Source organism: Winogradskyella psychrotolerans (assembly GCF_018860545.1).
Taxonomy (GTDB): Bacteria; Bacteroidota; Bacteroidia; order Flavobacteriales; family Flavobacteriaceae; genus Winogradskyella; species Winogradskyella psychrotolerans_A.
The window spans coordinates 303,334-321,202 of the sequence record NZ_JAHKPN010000011.1 but is presented as its reverse complement, the minus strand read 5'-3'; the positions used below and the strand labels follow the sequence as shown (position 1 = coordinate 321,202).

Sequence of the window (17,869 nt, the reverse complement as noted above, 5' to 3'; positions counted from 1 at the left end):
TTTGTGATTTGAAATTTTTTTCGTAACTTTTTGATATCCTAAAGAATATAATTATGTCCTAACTACAAATTTCCCTAACACTAAAATAGCTTTCAATAGATTACCCCTTGTAAAATAATTAGGTATGAAAGTTTCAAATCATTTACGGAATTTCTCAAACGCTTACGACGTTTTAGAACGCACCTTTAATAATACCTATAATGGTATTGCTATTGTAAATTTAGATGGAAATTGGTTAAAAGTTAATGAGAGCGTCTGCGATATTTTTGGATATACCAGATGGGAACTCTTTAATATGGACATTAATAATATTGTTCATGCCCAAGACCTTGGTGTTCATGCAGAGAAATTCGAAAATCTTATAAGCGGTAAAATTAACAAGTATCGTGTAAAGCAGCGCTATTTTCATAAAAATGGTTCTATCCTTTGGATGCTCATCTCTGTGTCATTAGTTTATTTCAAGGAAGGTAGAGCTCACATGATTTGGCAATTTACAGATATTACCAATCGGAAGAAAAGTGAAGACAAATTTTTAACAATGCTAAGTGTCGCTAAAGAACAGAACGAAAGACTCACATCGTTTGCCAATATTGTTACTCATAATTTAAGATCTCATGCGGGGAATTTAGCGTCTTTAACTGATTTCTTAGAAGAGGATTATGCAAATTTGAAAGCGAATGAGAATTACCAATTGTTGAAACAAGCCATCGGTAATCTTCAAGAAACCGTATCTCACTTAACTGAAGTTGCTAAAATTAGAGAAATTGAGGATTCTAAAATGGAAACCCTGAATTTATATGATTATATAGAAAAGGCAACATACAATATTATCGCCTTAGCACAGAATGCTGAGGCTACTATTTATAACCTTATTGATGAAGAGGTTTTTATAAAAGGTATACCAGCGTATTTGGATAGCATTATTCTCAATTTTATTACGAATGCTATTAAATATAAATCTGAGAAGCGAAAACCTATTATAGAACTGAGTTCTGAATGTCAAAATGATTTTGTAGTGCTTAAAATTAAAGATAATGGATTAGGAATAGATTTGGAAAAATTTGGGGATAAACTATTTCAGATGTATAACACCTTTCATTGTAATAAGGATGCTATTGGTATTGGGCTTTTTATCACTAAAAATCAGATTGAATCTTTAGGTGGAAAAGTTGAAGTAGAGAGTATAGTGGACGAAGGGACCACATTTAAAGTCTTTTTTAAGAAGGCCTAAGTTGAATGTATTTTACAAGTTGTTCCAACAGCCATCTTTAGAACTTAAGTAATTATGGCAACTTAATAATTTATTGAGTTAAACTAATTAATGGTATAATTTAATTTTGTTTTTAATACTTAATGTTAGCTCATGCCAAAAAATCTCAAGCGATTAAAGAACAAAGTGTTTCAAAATATTTTTGAGAATGCTAACGGAGGAATTTCTATTGTAAGCCTAGACGGTGTGTGGATTAAGGTCAATCAAAGCATTGTGAATCTATTAGGGTATGAGGAAGCAGAACTTTATAAGCTGAATTTTAGAGATATTACGCATCGTGATGATATTGAGTCTGATTTGGCTCATATGCAACAATTATTAGATGGTGAAATTGATAACTATCAGATTGAAAAACGATATTTTCACAAAAAAGGTTATGTCGTTTGGACACTGTTATCCGTGTCATTGGTGAGAGATGAAAATGATGAGCCTGTCTATTTTATAAGTCAATTAGCAGATATCTCAACTCAAAAATCAGCGACATGGCATTTGGAATTTTTAATGAATGTAATTAAAGGTCAAAATGAATCGTTGAAAGATTTTGCTCATATTGCAACTCATGATATTAGAACACATGTTGGAAATTTATGTTCTATCACTGAATTTCTGGAAGAAGAATTAAAAGAGACCTTAACATCTAATGAGAATTATAAGATGTTAAAGGATTCTTTAGGTAATCTCGATGATACTATAAATCACCTTAATTTAATGCGGTTAAATAAACCTAAAAAATTCAATATTTTAAACAAGCTGTCCTTGTATAATTATATCGAAAATTCTATTTATAATGTTAGTGCTATTGCAAAAAGGGAAAACTGCGAAATTATAAATAAGGTAGATAAAGGGTGCTATATAATGGGAATTGAGGCGTATATTGATAGTATTATTCTCAACTTTCTTACCAATTCAATAAAATATAAATCAGACGAAAGACGTGCAACTATTGAACTTTCAAGTAGTTCAAAAGATGAATTCGTAGTGCTTAAAGTAAAAGATAACGGTTTAGGAATAGATTTAGAGTCTAATTATAATAAGTTGTTTACTTTGAATGGTACATTTCATGAACATCCAGACTCTAGAGGAGTGGGTTTGTATATTACGAAGAACCACATTGAAAGTATAGGTGGAAAAATAGAAGTGGAAAGCAAAGTAAATAAAGGAACTTGCTTTTCTATTTATTTTTTAAGTGCCTTAAATGCAGTGGAAAATATGGTATAATAAGAATTGATTAATATCTTAATTCTAATACATTAAAGCAAAAAAAAGAGGTTTTTACACCTCTTTTTCTACTGTTGTTTAAGCTCTTACCGGTTGATTTTTTATCAAGTCGATATATAAATTAACACGTTTTTTTAAATCCTTACGATGTGTAATGAAATCTAGGAAGCCATGCTCTAATAAAAATTCAGAAGTTTGAAATCCTTCAGGCAATTCTTTACCAGTGGTATCTCTAACAATTCTAGGTCCTGCAAAACCAATTAAAGCTCCAGGTTCTGCAATATTAATATCTCCAAGCATAGCAAAAGATGCTGTGGTACCACCTGTAGTTGGATCTGTACATAATGAGATATAAGGAATGCCAGCGTCAGCCATTTGCGCTAACTTTACCGATGTTTTAGCTAATTGCATTAATGATAATGCAGCCTCCATCATACGTGCACCTCCAGATTTACTAATAATCATTAAAGGAGTTTTCTTCTTGATTGCATAGTCTGCAGCGCGCGCTATTTTTTCTCCTACAACAGATCCCATTGAACCTCCAATAAAACTGAAATCCATACAAGCAATCACCAAATCTTGTCCGTTAGATTTTCCAACAGCTGTGCGTACGGCATCATTAAGTTTTGTTTTCGCTTGTGCCGCTTTTAAACGGTCTGGATATTTTTTTGTGTCTTCAAATTTAAGAGGATCTTTTGACGTTAAATTGGCATCTAATTCCTTAAATTTATTATCATCAAACAGAATTTGAAAATATTCGTTGCTTCCAATTCTTACGTGATAACCATCTTCTGGACTTACATAAAAATTTTGTTCAAGTTCTTTTGTGTCTATAATCTTACCTGTTGGAGATTTGTACCAAAGTCCTTTAGGGGTGTCTTTTTTTTCTTCCGTAGAAGTATGAATACCTTTATCTTTTCTTTTAAACCAAGCCATATTAGGTTGCTGTTTTAATCCTTTGACTACTATTACTTAGTCGCTTTGGTTCTAATCAGCATAAGCGCTATGCATTGTAATACTCAGGAAGGGTTTGCGATTATTGATGTGATCTCAAATCGTTTTTTAGTTAGTTCTGTTTTGCTATTAGAAAGCGTACAAAATTACTATTTTATTAAATATAACTCAAAAATAGAGAAAAGTATCTCAATATTTGAGTTTTATGAATCAAATAAAAACCCATTAAAACTCTGATTATGAGTTTTAATGGGTCTATAAATATTTAATAAAATAAACTTATAACGTGTTTACATTATTTAAATCTTCGAATGCTTTTTTAAGTCTTTCCACAAAAGCATCTTCACCTTTACGTAACCAAACGCGAGGATCGTAGTACTTTTTGTTTGGTACATCGTCACCATCTGGATTTCCTATTTGAGTTTGCAAGTAGTCCTTATTATCTTGTATATAATCTCTAACACCACTTAAGAATGCATATTGCATATCAGTATCAATATTCATTTTAATGACTCCGTATCCTATAGCTTCTTTAATTTCTTCTACAGTAGAACCTGATCCACCATGGAACACAAAATCAATATGATTGTTAGGTAGGTTATGTTTTTTAGATAAAAACTCTTGAGAGTTCTTTAAAATTTTTGGTGTTAACTTTACGTTACCTGGTTTATACACTCCGTGTACATTACCAAAAGCAGCTGCAATGGTAAATTGGTCGCTTACTTTACTTAATTCTTCGTAAGCATAAGCAACTTCTTCCGGTTGCGTGTATAATTTAGAATCATCTACATCTGTATTATCTACACCATCTTCTTCACCACCTGTAATTCCTAATTCAATCTCTAAGGTCATACCCATTTTGCTCATACGCTCAAGATATGTTTTACAGATTTCTATGTTTTCTTCAATTGGTTCTTCAGATAAATCAATCATGTGAGAACTATAAAGTGATTTTCCTGTTTCCTTAAAATGCTGCTCACTTGCATCCAATAAACCATCAATCCAAGGCAATAATTTTTTAGCACAATGGTCTGTATGTAAAATTACAGGCACACCATAGGCTTCTGCCATAAGGTGAACATGCTTAGCGCCTGCAATAGATCCTGCAATAGCTGCTTTTTGATCTTCATTACTTAAGCTCTTACCGGCATTAAATTGCGCTCCTCCATTAGAGAATTGAATAATGACTGGTGCATTAAGTGCTTTAGCGGTTTCTAAAACTGCGTTAATTGTGTTAGAGCCAATGACATTTACTGCTGGTAAAGCATAGCCATTTTCTTTAGCATGGTTAAAAATATTTTGAACTTCTTTTCCTGTGGCAACGCCAGGTTTGATATTATGACTCATAATTATAAAATTGATAATTTATGTTACCAAAAGTACGTAAATTTTGAGAATTTACATGGTCTAATCGGTTATAAAATGTCGAAAACGTTATAGTCCAGTTGGTGTGATAAATTTGAAAATAAACTGGCTATCCTCGGATAGTGTATCTAACATGAGTCAAATAAAAAGTAATAAAAAATTAAAACGGATAGTTAATCCCAATATTATAAACTGCATTTCTAAAGTTGTAGTCTCTAAACCATCGGTTGTTATCGCTTTGTGAAGGGTCATAGGTTTTTAAACCAATATCAAAGCGAAGCACGAAGAAGTCAAAATCATAACGAATACCAAATCCGGAACCAACTGCGATATCTTTTAAAGAATTGAAATTAGTGAATGTCGCATCGTCGTCCGTAACGTTATCTAAAACATTCCAAATGTTGCCAGCATCAACAAAAATGGCCCCTTGAAATGCACCAAACAAGCTAAAGCGTTGTTCTGCACTTAAATGAATTTTAAAATTAGCTTCATTAAATTCGTTGGTCGATTTAGAACTTCCTGGACCTAAATTATAGGCTGTCCATGCTCTATTGTCATTGGGTCCACCAGCAAAGAAACTCTCTGCAAACGGAATACTGTTAGAGTTGCCATATGGAATTGCAATACCTGCATAACTTCTCAAAGCCAAGACATTCTTATTGCCTAAATCAACATACTTTATATAATCGATTTCGGTTTTAAAATATTGAGAGAAAGTCACTCCGAAGACATCATAGTTGTCATCTTCATTTTTTGAAAGACCAGCAATACTAGAAATTGTTGATAATAGATTTCCAGCTAATTCAACACGCCATTTGAAAACTGAGAAATCATTATCAAATATGTTTTTTCTTTTGTCTTTTTTGTAATCAAAGCTCGTAGAAATGATAAGGTTATTCTCCGTAAGACGCTCTTTTCGTTCTTCAATAGTATTAACGGTTAAATAATCATCATCGGAAGAGGTTAAACTCGTATTACCAGTTAAAACATCATTGATAAAAGTATCAGCTGGAGCGTAAGAATTTGATAGGCTAGAATCATATAAAGTCTCGTCACTATCAATATAATTGATGTCTTGTGCTATGGAGTTCAGACTAGAGAAGGAATTGGTGTATACACCAAAGTAGTTACTCGTATTTAGGTTTTTTACAAAATTGACATTGAACAATTCTAAGGTATTTGTTACTGTGTTTGAAGGGAACCAGTTATAACTAAAAACACCAGATATGGCTTGTTTGTCAAGTCCAATATTTTGCTGGCTTGTGGCCGATACATTTATAATGGTGCTAGGCGACATGTATTTAGGAATAATCTTATCGGTATTAAACGGACTGAATAATCTCGGAATCGTTAAACGTATGTTTCCACCAAATTCATTGATATCAAAAAAAGAGGCTTCAGAGTCATTTCGTGTTTTAGATGCTCCAATTGCCGCAATTCCTGAAATCTCTAAGGTTTCTGCACCTCTAAATATATTTCTAATTTTTAAACCTGTACTAAATGAAAATCCAATGGTTTGAATGTTACTCGTATTAATTTCAGGGTCAAAACTTAAACTGTATTTCTTTTTGGGCTCTAAAAATATATTTGCGGTTAGGGTTGTATCGGCTTCATTTTCCACAAAATCGATATTGGGATAACGAAACATTTGTAAATCGTTGAGGTAACGCGATGTTCTACTTCGAGCTAAATCACTATAATGATCACCCTTATTAATAAAAACAGCATCTGTTAATGCCTTAGGTCTAAACTTTAACTTTTCCTTGCTATAAAGATTTATATCCTTGTAGGTTGCGGTGTCTGTAATAACTTTAAAGCGATTGTCAAAATTGTCGTCGGTGTAAATATTGACTTGCTTAATTTTATAGATTTTAAAAGGTTCTGTAGTGGTAGAATCATCACCTCTAATGGTTCGGTTTGCAATAATTAAATCGGTATGTACTTTGTGGTTGGTTTTAGTTGTATCCAATTCAAAACGAATATAATCTTGTCCAAAATGATAAAAACCAGTATTTCGCAAATACGTGTTAATGCGTTCGCGCTCGTTTTCATAATTTTGCTCATCATATTGTTCTCCCTTTTTTAATAATGTAGCACTTATGAATTTTGGATAAACAGAGTCAATAGCACTACTACTAATTAGCGGCCTTAAAGAATCTAAAATATAGGGTTTCTTTTTTGTGACTTTGTAGGTTACTTTAGCAAGTTTATTACTGTCCTTTTCTACGTCGTAAGTAACGTTGTTATTAAACCAACCTTTGCTATAATAGTATTTTCGAAGATTTTTCGCCGTTTTAATGGTTTTATCTTCATCGTAAATAACTGGAGGTTCACCTGTTCGTTTTAACCACGCATTAAAATTACGTCGCGCTTCTATATGCTTATCAAATTGTTTTTTAGAAAGTATAGCGATGTTTCGATTAACTTTAGACGAATCACTTAAAATATTAGCATTCAAAATGGAATCGATGTTTGGTCTAGCTAAATTATAAATATGAAGTTTTAAAGGTGTGCTAAAATATTTTCGTATACCAGAGTTGACTTTTTGATCGATGATATTATTAATCCGCTCGTTAGAGACATGAACACTATCAGCTATAATTGAATTACTAATAACAAGATGTTCGCCATCTTTAACACGTTTTACAACATTACAAGAACTTAGCATCGCTACACTTACTAAAAGCAATGTGAAGCGAGATACGTAACTTTGGTTACTAAATGATGTTAAAGTGGTCTGTTGCAAAGTTAAATTTGGTGAATTATTAAAATATGTTTAATGAAACAAAAATAATACCATTTCCTCTATAGAAATAGTATAGTCACTTTAATTTCGAAACGTTATTAAATCAAAAAGGGTTTACTTTGTATAATGAAGCGTTTCATCTAACAAATGTAAAGACATTTTAATGTTATCAAAGAATCAAATAAAGTTAATTAAAAGTTTAAGTCAAAAAAAAGGACGCCAACAGCAGCGTTCTTTTATAGTTGAAGGTATAAAAGGAATTTCAGAATTCTTAAAGTCAGATTATACCTTAAAAAATCTCTATTCCACAAAACTCATATTTGATGCTCCTCAGGATTTAATAGTTGAAATATCAGAAGTTGAATTAAAAAAAATATCAGCACTTAAAAACCCGAATACAGCCTTAGCAATTTTTGAGATTCCAAAGGGAAATCCCCCTCAAGATGATGGTTTAATTGTGGCTTTAGATGATGTAAGAGATCCTGGAAATTTAGGTACTATAATTAGACTTTGTGACTGGTATGGCATTAAAGATTTAGTGTGTAGTTTAAATACTGTAGATTGCTATAACGCTAAAGTTGTACAAGCAACGATGGGGTCTTTAACTCGTGTTAATGTGCAATATGTAGATTTATACGATTACTTAGAATTTACTAGGATTGATATATTTGGAACTTTTTTAGAAGGTGAAAACATCTATAGCGCAACCTTACCTGAGCAAGGCATTATAATTCTCGGTAATGAAGCTAATGGGATTTCTGAAGCTATTGAGAAAACAGTGTCTCGTAAAATAACCATTCCTCAGTTTGGTGCCATTAAAGAAACGGAAAGCTTAAATGTAGCTAATGCTACTGCCATTCTTTTAAGTGAATTTCGCAGAAGAACTATTGAAAAGTAAAATTAATAAATACACCTCGCGTTTGCATTTTTGAGATGTTTCCTGTCCACGGACTATTGGGATCAACATCTGGAATAATCTCATTATTCATAGCAAAAACACCACGTATAGACGGTGTAAATTTAAAGTATAGCAAATAAAAATCTATACCAAATCCAAGTTCATAGAAGTAGGTGTTTTTAGTCATTCTAAACTCACCAGAACTATTGTCATTTGGGTTGTCTTCATTGCTAGATAGATTTAAAGCTGTAGAAACACCACCAACAATAAACGGTTTAAAATTATTAATACGTTTCGTTGATATTTTTAACAAAAGCGGAATGTGTACATATGTAGATTTTACCTCTCTAAGCAAATCAGAATCATTATATTCTGTGCCTTGAAAATAGCTTTCGTTATATTCTAAATTTCGAGTCGTAAAAAATACACCAGGCTCAAGTCTTAGATTCATGAAATTATTAATTCGCATGTCTCCAACAAGACCTAAATGAAATCCAGTCGTTTTTTCAACAAGAATATCTTTTAAATTTTCGTTGTAGTCAAAATTAAAGTCATATTGATTGAAGCCAATAAAATAACCCCAAGTCAAAAACTTTTGATCTATATTATCTACGGAATTTGTAACTTTTTCTTTTGTAAAAAGTTGAGCATAAGAGCTTTGGAACGCGAATAAAAAGACGAAAATGATAAAAAAATGCTTCATATTATGCTTTAGATGCTGAATAAATTGTTGCCACTCCCATGGTTTGTGGCAGGTCTATGACATTAATAAACCCAATTTTTCTTAAAATATTGTTTAACGCTTCTCCATAAGGAAACAAAGAAGCTGATTCGCTCAAATAATTATAAGCCACTTTATCTTTAGAAAAGAGCTTTCCTATGGTTGGCATAATCAGTTTGGTATGCACGTTATAACCCGCTTTATAAATAGGATTTGTAGGAACGGAGGTTTCAAGAATAACAAAAATACCATTTGGTTTTAGCACTCGTAAAATTTCGGCAAGTCCTTTTTCTAAATGCTCAAAATTTCGGACTCCAAAGGCTACGGTGATAGCGTCAAAAGTGTTGTCTTCAAAAGGTAAATCTTCAGAATCTCCAATCACCATTGAAATAATGCCGTCTAAGTTTTTAGAGTTAATTTTTTTTCGACCAACCTCTAACATCCCATCGCTAATATCTAAACCAATAATTTCTTTAGCGTTTGTAGAGGTTAAGCTAATTGCTAAATCTCCTGTCCCTGTAGCAATGTCTAAGATATTTTCAGGTTTGGTTTTGGCGACCATTTCTACAACCTTATTGCGCCATTTTACATCTATTCCAAAAGAAATTACTCGGTTTAAACCATCGTATTCATTAGAAATAGTATCGAACATTTGAGTAACCTGTTTCTTTTTAGATGCGTCACTGTCTTTGTATGGGTTTACTTTTTCCGCCATAAAAATTTTTAGCAAATATATGGATAAGTTATAAGTAGTTAAAGTTGGAAGTATTTAAAGTTAAAAATAAAAATTTGTGATGTTATACGCATTAAAAATATACGCCTTTTGAGCCTTGTGAATTTTTGTTTTTTTAGGTGTATATAACTTTAAATCCCATAGGCTCTTTATTACTTGTAACTTATAAGTATATTTGTATGCTTATTTCAGGGAAATACAATGAAGGGAGCATATTCAAGATTTTATCAGCCAATCAAATGATTAATTGCGAACAGCTTGCTTATACGAAGCGAAGTCGAAGTATGACCTTTGAAAAATAAATAAATGTTGACACATGAAAATTATTATCGCAGGTGCAGGTGAAGTCGGATTTCATTTGGCGAAGCTTTTATCATACGAATCTCAAGAAATTACTTTAATAGATACCAAAAAAGATAGTTTAGCATATGCTGGCGAGCATTTGGATATTAGAACTATTAAAGGTGATGCTACGTCAATTTCCATTTTAAGAGAAGGACGAATTGATACTGCAGCTTTATTTATTGCCGTTACATCCTCTGAAACTACAAATATTACAGCTTGCGTTTTAGCAAAACAGTTAGGTGCTAAACGTACTATTGCACGTATTTCAAATACCGAGTTTATTGATAATAAAGAAACCGTTGGATTTTCGAAATTTGGAATTGATGAGTTAATTTCACCTGAATCCTTAGCGGCTTCAGAAATTGAATTATTATTAAATCAATATGGGTTTAACGATACTTATGAGTTTGAAGAAGGTGCATTAACCATGTTAGGTCTGCGCTTATCTAGAACGGCAACTTTTGTAGATAAAACAGTTAAAGAAGCCGCAGAGATATATCCTGAATTGAATTTTATTCCTATTGCAATTCAACGCTTAGGCACACAATACACTATAATACCTCGTGGTGATACTATTTTTAAAGAAGGAGATAAAGTTGTTTTTATAACATCTAAAAATGGGGATGAAGAATTATTTAAATTATCAGGAAAGGTTAAAGTTCTCATTAAAAACGTTATGATTCTTGGAGGAAGTCAAATTGGTTTTCAAACAGCTAAAGATTTGTGTTCAAGTAAGTTTAATGTTAAATTGGTAGAGAGTCGTAGAGGTAAAGCAGAAGATTTAGCTGAAGAAATTCCTAATGCTTTAATTATCTGTGGTGATGGTAGAAATGTAGATATTCTTGATGAAGAAAACATTTCGGATATGGATGCCTTTATTGCCGTAACAGGTAATTCTGAAACTAATATAATGTCTTGTTTATTGGCGAAATCAAAAGGGGTGAAGAAAACTATTGCTTTGGTTGAAAATATGGATTATTATCAATTATCGCAATCTATAGGGATTGATACGTTGATCAATAAAAAATTATTAGCGGCAAATAATATTTTTAGATACATTAGAAAAGGCGAGGTGGTTGCGATGACAAAATTAACCAACATGAATGCGGAACTTTTAGAATTCGTGGTTAAGCCTAAATCTAAGATAACGAATAAGGTTATAAAGGATGTGAAATTTCCTAAATCTGCTATTATTGGAGGTGTCATAAGAGAAGGACAAGGATCTATTCCGCTAGGTAGTTTTAAGATTGAAGCAGGAGACAGGGTAGTGGTTTGCTGTTTACCGCGATCTATTTCTGAAGTAGAACGATTTTTCTCATAATAGATATTATGTCTCGTATAAAACTTAATTATAAAATTATCTTTCACTTTTTTGGATTGCTATTATTGTTTAATGGTGGTTTTATGCTTATTGCGACGTTAATAAGTTTTATTTATAAAGATGGTGTCACATTTCAACTTTTTTTAGCGGGTCTTGTAACACTATTAATTGGAGTCTTAGCGATGTACAGAACAAAAGATCATCGCAAAGAAATGAATAAGCGCGAAGGTTATATTGTTGTGGCCTTTGGATGGATTGTGATGTCTCTTACAGGAACTTTACCCTATCTTGCTACGGAAGCTATTCCTTCATTTACGGACGCCTTTTTTGAAACGATTTCTGGTTATACGACGACTGGTGCTAGTATTTTAAATGATATTGAAGTCATTCCGGAAGGAGTATTGTTCTGGAGAAGTACCACGCATTGGATTGGTGGTATGGGAATTATTGTTTTAGCGATTGCTATTTTACCATTACTTGGAGTAGGAGGTATGCAATTATTTGCGGCTGAAGCACCAGGACCAAGTGCCGATAAATTACATCCTAGAATTACAGATACAGCAAAACGATTATGGCTTATTTATGTGGGTTATACGGCTGCTGAAACAATTTTACTACAGATTGCTGGTATGTCGTTTTTCGATGCTATAAATCATGCGTTAAGTACGGTGTCTACCGGAGGATTTTCTACTAAAAATGCAAGTGTAGCGTATTGGAATGATAATCCTGCGATACAGTATATTATTATATTCTTCATGTTTTTGGCTGGTACCAATTTTGTGCTGAGTTACTATTTATTTAAAGGGAAAATTTCTAAGGTTTTAAAAGATGAAGAGTTTACACTCTACTTTAAATTCATTATTATATTTACTCTAATTTCTGCGGTTTTAATCTATTTTAGAGCAGACATATCGCAGTCAACTATTGTGCACCCCATGGTTTTAGGTGAGGCAGAAAGTGCATTGAGACATGCGTTATTTCAAGTATTAACGGTAATAACAACAACAGGTTTTATTAGTGCAGATTATACGTTGTGGACCCCGTTTTTAACCGTTTTCTTTTTTGGAATGATGTTTTTAGGTGGTTCTGCTGGTAGTACTTCGGGTGGTGTAAAAGTAATGCGTCAATTAATTTTAATTAAAAACAGTTTTTTGGAATTTAAACGCGCTTTACATCCTAATGCTATTATACCTGTACGATATAATGGAAGATCAGTATCTAAAGATATTGTATTTAATGTGCTAGGCTTTTTTATTCTTTATATGTTGTCATTTATCGTTGGAGCATTAGTATTCTCTATGTTTGAAATAGATTTTACATCTGCCGTCGGATTGTCAGCATCTAGTTTAGGAAATGTTGGGCCTGCGTTGGGTGACTTTGGACCTGTAAATAATTATGCTGCTTTACCGCCTTTAGGAAAATGGTGGGCGTCTTTTTTAATGCTTATAGGTCGATTGGAATTGTTTACGGTTCTCATATTATTAACTCCTTTCTTTTGGAGAAATCGGTAATTACAAGCCTTGGTCTATGAGTGTTAATAAAACCAAATTATTAGCTGCAGGATTTATAATTACCAGTTCTGTTTTGCTTCTTCTAAACGACTTCAATTTTAGTCCATTAATTCTTATCTTAAAAGTAATTGGCTTGGTGCTGTTTTTACATGTTTTAGTTAAACAAAATCGTTAATACTTAAATTATTTTAAAGATTTTATCAAACAGAGCTAGCCTATATTCTCACTATTATTTCTGTGGTTTTTACTGTTTTATTTTGGTTAAGATTTGATCTACAGGTTGTAACATTTGAAATGATTGTACGTCTTATTTGTATAACCAATTAAATTTTCAATCATGAAATCAGTATTCAATAAAACATCAGAATTTGAACCAGAACCCATTGCGGTAACTCATTTTAAGACCCAAGGTTCGGTATACTCAAATTACAAATAATTAGTATTCGAATAGAGTTAGTTATCTCACTCTGAACTTTTATCTGATGCATAAGTTGTGTCTTTTAAAACTGAAATCACATATTTAAAAATAGGTTGATCTGATCCCATATTGTTCATTTAAAACCCTAGAAATTATGCCATCTAACTCAATGAATGTTATTAACTATAACAGAAGGCAGTTGCCGCAACGCGATAAGTTTAAGAATGTTCTTGGTGGTTATGATCCTAATCTTAAAACGGAATATAATCTACCTAAAGCTACGACTAAGCAGTTAAAGGCTATTCGGAAGCGTTTAAAAGAAGAACGGGACGTTAGAATGCTAAAAGTAATTTTACTTACGGTGATTTTGTTTTTTGTGCTTTTAGGGGTGTTCATTTATGCGACAGATTATATCATCGCGTTAATTTCATTGTAATGTCTAATTATTAAAAAATAGAATTCATGCCCTTTGCAGAATCCATGATGAGTACCTTAAGAAGTAATAAGGTCATTATGCTTAATAAATCCAAACGATTTAGAAAGACTCTTGGCGGTTATGATAAGCAAAGAAAAACCGAATATAATTTTCCAAAAGCAACTCCAGAACACTTAGAGCAGTTAAGGCAAAAGTTGAAAAAAGAAAATCAAATACTATGGGGCAAAGTGATTAGTGTGTCACTTTTATGTCTTGGAAGTTTGCTTTGGATATTCTGGAGCTAGTTTAATATAAATGACGTTGAGTTTTTGATGTTTTTGGGAAATGCTAATACTTAAATTATTTAAGGTTTATAATGTCAAAATGATAATTTTTAGATTTTTTTTAAGGATTTGAATAATAATTTTGTACTTTTAATGAATATTATTTAATTCATCCCTCTAAAATTCAGCTTATGACACCCGCAATTAAACAAAGTTTAGGACATAAGATAGCACGTGCTAAAAAAGTTCATTTCACTTCTAGAGGCTTGCTGAATACCAGGTATAAACGTATTGTAAAATATAATTTCAAAAAGGCCCGTAAGAAATCCATATTTGGTATTAAACAGCGTGCGAAATCTCCTCAGTTAAGCAAACTAGGAAATAGAACATCTATGATTTTAAAAATATCGGTATTTGTTGTTAGTTTCGCGCTCTTAGTTTAAATTATTTCTAAGATTACATCTCTATAATGTAAGGGTTTTTCTAATAAACATTAATCACAAAAAAAGTTGCAACAATTAATGTTGCAACTTTTTTTATGAAAAATATGACAATTATAATTTAACTTAAAGCCGTCTTAATACGTTTTATAGCTTCCTTAATTTCTTCTTGAGACGCTGCATAAGAAATTCTAATACAATCTGGATTACCAAAAGCTTCACCTGTTACAGTGGCTACTAAAGCTTCCTCCAGTAAGAATAGAGAAAAATCAGAGGCATTATTTATTGTTTTTCCTTTTATAGTTTTTCCAAAGTATGAAGATACATTAGGGAATACATAAAATGCTCCTTCTGGCTCGTTCGTTTTAAAGCCTTCAATTTCACTTAATAAATTCAGGATGAGTTTACGTCTTTCCTTAAACTCATCAACCATATATTTTATACTAGATGGCTCTGCTTCTAAAGCCGTAATTACTGCACGTTGTGCAATACAATTGGCACCACTAGTAATTTGACCTTGCATTTTGTTACAAGCTCTTGCAATCCAATCTGGTGCTCCGATATAACCGATTCTCCAACCTGTCATGGCAAATGCTTTAGACACACCGTTTACGGTTATTGTTCTATCATACATGTCTTCAAATTCAGCCATACTAAAATGACCTCCTTTAAAATTGATATGCTCGTATATTTCATCAGAAACAACATAAATGTTAGGATGCTTCTGAAGTACATCAGCTAACGCTCTTAATTCTTCTTTACTGTAAACAGATCCACTTGGGTTACAAGGAGAACTGTACCAAATCATTTTAGTTTTTGGAGTAATGGCAGCTTCTAGTTGGTCGGCTGTCATTTTAAAGTCGGTATCTATAGACGTTTGAACTTCTACAGGTATACCATCGCTTAGCTTAACAATATCACTGTAACTTACCCAATACGGACAAGGTAAAATAACTTCGTCTCCAGCGTTAAGCATTACCGAGGCAATATTCGCCAAGGATTGTTTTGCTCCAGTTGAAACGACTATCTGTGGTAATGTATAGCTGAGGTTATTATCACGCTTAAACTTATTGATAATAGCTTCTTTCAATTCTACATAGCCATCTACAGGAGTATAGCTATTGTAGTTTTGATTTATAGCTTCAATAGCAGCATCTTTTATAAAATCTGGTGTATTAAAGTCTGGCTCACCCAAACTTAATCCAATAATATCTTTTCCTTCAGCTCTTAGTTCTCTAGCTTTTGCTGCCATGGCCAGCGTAGCTGATGTGGCTAGATTATTAATTCTATCCGATAGTTGATTCATTGTAATTGGTGGTTTTTAAACTAGACATTGTATTAAGCCAAACTCGGCTTTCTACCTAACTCTTTTAATTGTTGATAATGTTCGGAAATAGCTTTCCAAATAGTATTGTATTCGTTATAAGGTAAACTAAATTCATGAGCAGTTTCTCTTACAATTTTTGCAATGTTTTTATAATGAACATGGCTTATGTTAGAAAACAAATGATGTTCAACTTGTCTGTTTAGACCACCAGTATAAAACTCTACAATCCAACTTTTAGGTGAAAAGTTAGACGTTGTAAACAATTGATGGATTGCCCAAGTGTTTTTCATAGTACCATTTTCATCTGGTAATGGCATTTCAGTGTTGGGCATAACGTGAGCTAATTGAAAAACAACACTTAGAATTATACCAGCGGTATAATGCATAATGAAAAATCCAATTAATACTTGCCACCAAGTGTAGCCTAAAACCAATGGTAAAACCACCCAAATAGAATAATATAAAATTTTACCAATAATTAACTTGGTCCATTGTGTTGCAGGATTAGGAAAGTCACCATAAGATAATTTTCTTTTAAGGTATTGGTAGGTTTGTTTAAAATCTGTAGTAATTGCCCAATTAACAGTTAGTAATCCATATAATAAGAAGGCGTAATATCTTTGATATTTATGGATTTTCAGCCATTTCGCATGTTTTGAAAAACGAATAATTCGTCCGGCGTCAATGTCTTCATCGTGACCTTGAATATTAGTATATGTATGATGTAAAACATTGTGCTGTACTTTCCAATTGTAATCGTTACCCGCTAAGATGTGAATGCTACTTCCCATCAGTTTATTTACCCATGCTTTACTAGAAAAAGAACCATGGTTAGCATCGTGCATTACATTCATACCAACACCTGCTATTCCAATGCCAATAACGACCATGCAAATGATTTGAACCCATGAAGGAATGTTATCAACTGTAAGCAATACTACTAATGGTCCTAGTAATAGGGTAAACATTACGATAGCTTTTGTGTAGAGTTTCCAGTTACCTGTTTTTTTAATGTTGTTGTCTTTAAAGTAATTATTAACGCGTTTGTTAAGGGTTCTAAAGAACTTTGCAGAGTCAGTTCGAGAGAATTTGACGGTTTGTTGTGCCATTTAATCAGTTTTTTAAAATTATAACGTCAGGGATTGTAAAACATTATAACAATGCAAAGATAGTTAATAAATAAAAAGCAGCCTTAATCGATTAACGTTTAATTATGAAGATTAAATTTAAGTATTTTTGTAAAAATTTAAAACATGAAGCTCATTCTAAAATACTTTCCAGATTTAACTGAAACTCAGATTCAACAATTTGAAGCTTTGGAGGACTTATATAAAGATTGGAATAGTAAAATTAATGTCATCTCTCGTAAGGATATTGATGAGTTGTATTTAAGACATGTTTTACATTCTTTGGGGATTGCAAAAGTGACCAATTTTGCTCCAGGAACTTCAATTTTAGATGTTGGTACAGGTGGAGGATTTCCGGGGGTGCCTTTGGCTATTTTATTTCCAGAATGTCAGTTTCATTTGGTAGATAGTATTAATAAAAAACTAAAAGTTATTAATGCTGTCGTTGAAGATTTGGAATTAACTAATGTGAAAACAACGCATAGTAGAGTAGAGGCCATTGATGACACTTTCGATTTTATTGTAAGTAGAGCAGTGACGACGATGCCAGAATTTACAACTTGGGTGAAAGGGAAGGTTGCTAAAACTCAAAAAAATGAGCTAAAAAATGGCATTTTATATTTAAAAGGAGGTGATTTAACTGAAGAATTAAAACAATATAAAAATGTTAAGGCATTCTTGCTTTCCGACTATTTTGAAGAAGCATTCTTTGAAACTAAGAAAGTTATTTACCTGCCTTTAAAATTTAAATAAAAGACAGGTGAAAAATACTTTTG

General features: G+C 32.4%; 15 protein-coding genes. 8 read left to right on the top strand and 7 right to left on the bottom strand.

Features of this window, described 5'->3' with window-relative positions; genetic code table 11:
- Positions 1-124: 124 nt before the first annotated feature.
- Together KO515_RS04885 and KO515_RS04880 are read left to right on the top strand one after the other, a co-directional pair.
- Complete coding sequence (locus KO515_RS04885) at positions 125-1,231, top strand: sensor histidine kinase (RefSeq protein WP_215935255.1); 1,107 nt, start codon at positions 125-127, stop codon at positions 1,229-1,231.
- Positions 1,232-1,363: 132 nt separating this feature from the next.
- Complete coding sequence (locus KO515_RS04880; protein ID WP_215935254.1) at positions 1,364-2,488, top strand: sensor histidine kinase; 1,125 nt, start codon at positions 1,364-1,366, stop codon at positions 2,486-2,488.
- Positions 2,489-2,566: 78 nt separating this feature from the next.
- Here KO515_RS04880 and accD read toward each other — a convergent pair whose 3' ends face one another.
- The 3 genes from accD to KO515_RS04865 all read right to left on the bottom strand — a co-directional run bounded on the left by accD (position 2,567) and on the right by KO515_RS04865 (position 7,553).
- Positions 2,567-3,424 (bottom strand): acetyl-CoA carboxylase, carboxyltransferase subunit beta, encoded by an 858-nt coding sequence (gene accD, locus KO515_RS04875; protein ID WP_215935253.1) that lies wholly within the window; start codon positions 3,422-3,424, stop codon positions 2,567-2,569.
- A 297-nt stretch (positions 3,425-3,721) separates the two neighbouring features.
- Positions 3,722-4,789: a class II fructose-bisphosphate aldolase gene (fbaA, locus tag KO515_RS04870; RefSeq protein ID WP_215935252.1), complete on the bottom strand. Its 1,068-nt coding sequence runs from the start codon at positions 4,787-4,789 to the stop codon at positions 3,722-3,724.
- Between the two features lie 178 nt (positions 4,790-4,967).
- Complete coding sequence (locus KO515_RS04865; protein ID WP_354668265.1) at positions 4,968-7,553, bottom strand: BamA/TamA family outer membrane protein; 2,586 nt, start codon at positions 7,551-7,553, stop codon at positions 4,968-4,970.
- Between the two features lie 163 nt (positions 7,554-7,716).
- Between KO515_RS04865 and KO515_RS04860 the strand changes: the two genes are divergently transcribed.
- Complete coding sequence (locus KO515_RS04860) at positions 7,717-8,451, top strand: TrmH family RNA methyltransferase (RefSeq protein ID WP_215935251.1); 735 nt, start codon at positions 7,717-7,719, stop codon at positions 8,449-8,451.
- Here the strand turns inward: KO515_RS04860 and KO515_RS04855 are convergent.
- The gene (locus KO515_RS04855) at positions 8,438-9,154 is read right to left on the bottom strand and encodes a porin family protein (RefSeq protein ID WP_215935250.1); all 717 of its coding nucleotides are present in this window, start codon (positions 9,152-9,154) and stop codon (positions 8,438-8,440) included. The two genes, KO515_RS04860 and KO515_RS04855, sit on opposite strands and share 14 nt — an antisense overlap.
- A 1-nt stretch (position 9,155) precedes the next feature.
- Positions 9,156-9,887: a bifunctional demethylmenaquinone methyltransferase/2-methoxy-6-polyprenyl-1,4-benzoquinol methylase UbiE gene (gene ubiE / locus KO515_RS04850; RefSeq protein ID WP_215935249.1), complete on the bottom strand. Its 732-nt coding sequence runs from the start codon at positions 9,885-9,887 to the stop codon at positions 9,156-9,158.
- A 334-nt stretch (positions 9,888-10,221) separates the two neighbouring features.
- On the opposite strand from ubiE, the gene trkA reads away from it, so the two are divergent.
- The 4 genes from trkA to KO515_RS04830 all read left to right on the top strand — a co-directional run bounded on the left by trkA (position 10,222) and on the right by KO515_RS04830 (position 14,220).
- On the top strand, positions 10,222-11,571 hold the full coding sequence (trkA, locus tag KO515_RS04845; RefSeq protein WP_215935248.1) for a Trk system potassium transporter TrkA: 1,350 nt from the start codon (positions 10,222-10,224) through the stop codon (positions 11,569-11,571).
- 8 nt (positions 11,572-11,579) lie between these two features.
- Positions 11,580-13,082: a TrkH family potassium uptake protein gene (locus KO515_RS04840; RefSeq protein WP_215935247.1), complete on the top strand. Its 1,503-nt coding sequence runs from the start codon at positions 11,580-11,582 to the stop codon at positions 13,080-13,082.
- A gap of 572 nt (positions 13,083-13,654) precedes the next feature.
- Positions 13,655-13,936, top strand: coding sequence for a hypothetical protein (locus tag KO515_RS04835; protein WP_215935246.1), 282 nt, complete (start codon positions 13,655-13,657; stop codon positions 13,934-13,936).
- 26 nt (positions 13,937-13,962) lie between these two features.
- Entirely contained in the window at positions 13,963-14,220 is a 258-nt protein-coding gene (locus KO515_RS04830) for a hypothetical protein (RefSeq protein WP_215935245.1), read from the top strand.
- 540 nt (positions 14,221-14,760) lie between these two features.
- Here KO515_RS04830 and KO515_RS04825 read toward each other — a convergent pair.
- Together KO515_RS04825 and KO515_RS04820 are read right to left on the bottom strand one after the other, a co-directional pair.
- Positions 14,761-15,945, bottom strand: coding sequence for a pyridoxal phosphate-dependent aminotransferase (locus KO515_RS04825; RefSeq protein ID WP_215935244.1), 1,185 nt, complete (start codon positions 15,943-15,945; stop codon positions 14,761-14,763).
- A gap of 32 nt (positions 15,946-15,977) precedes the next feature.
- A complete protein-coding gene (locus KO515_RS04820; protein WP_215935243.1) occupies positions 15,978-17,075 on the bottom strand; it encodes a fatty acid desaturase family protein in 1,098 nt (365 codons plus the stop codon).
- A gap of 144 nt (positions 17,076-17,219) precedes the next feature.
- Between KO515_RS04820 and rsmG the strand changes: the two genes are divergently transcribed.
- On the top strand, positions 17,220-17,846 hold the full coding sequence (rsmG, locus tag KO515_RS04815) for a 16S rRNA (guanine(527)-N(7))-methyltransferase RsmG (protein WP_215935242.1): 627 nt from the start codon (positions 17,220-17,222) through the stop codon (positions 17,844-17,846).
- Positions 17,847-17,869 lie beyond the last annotated feature (23 nt).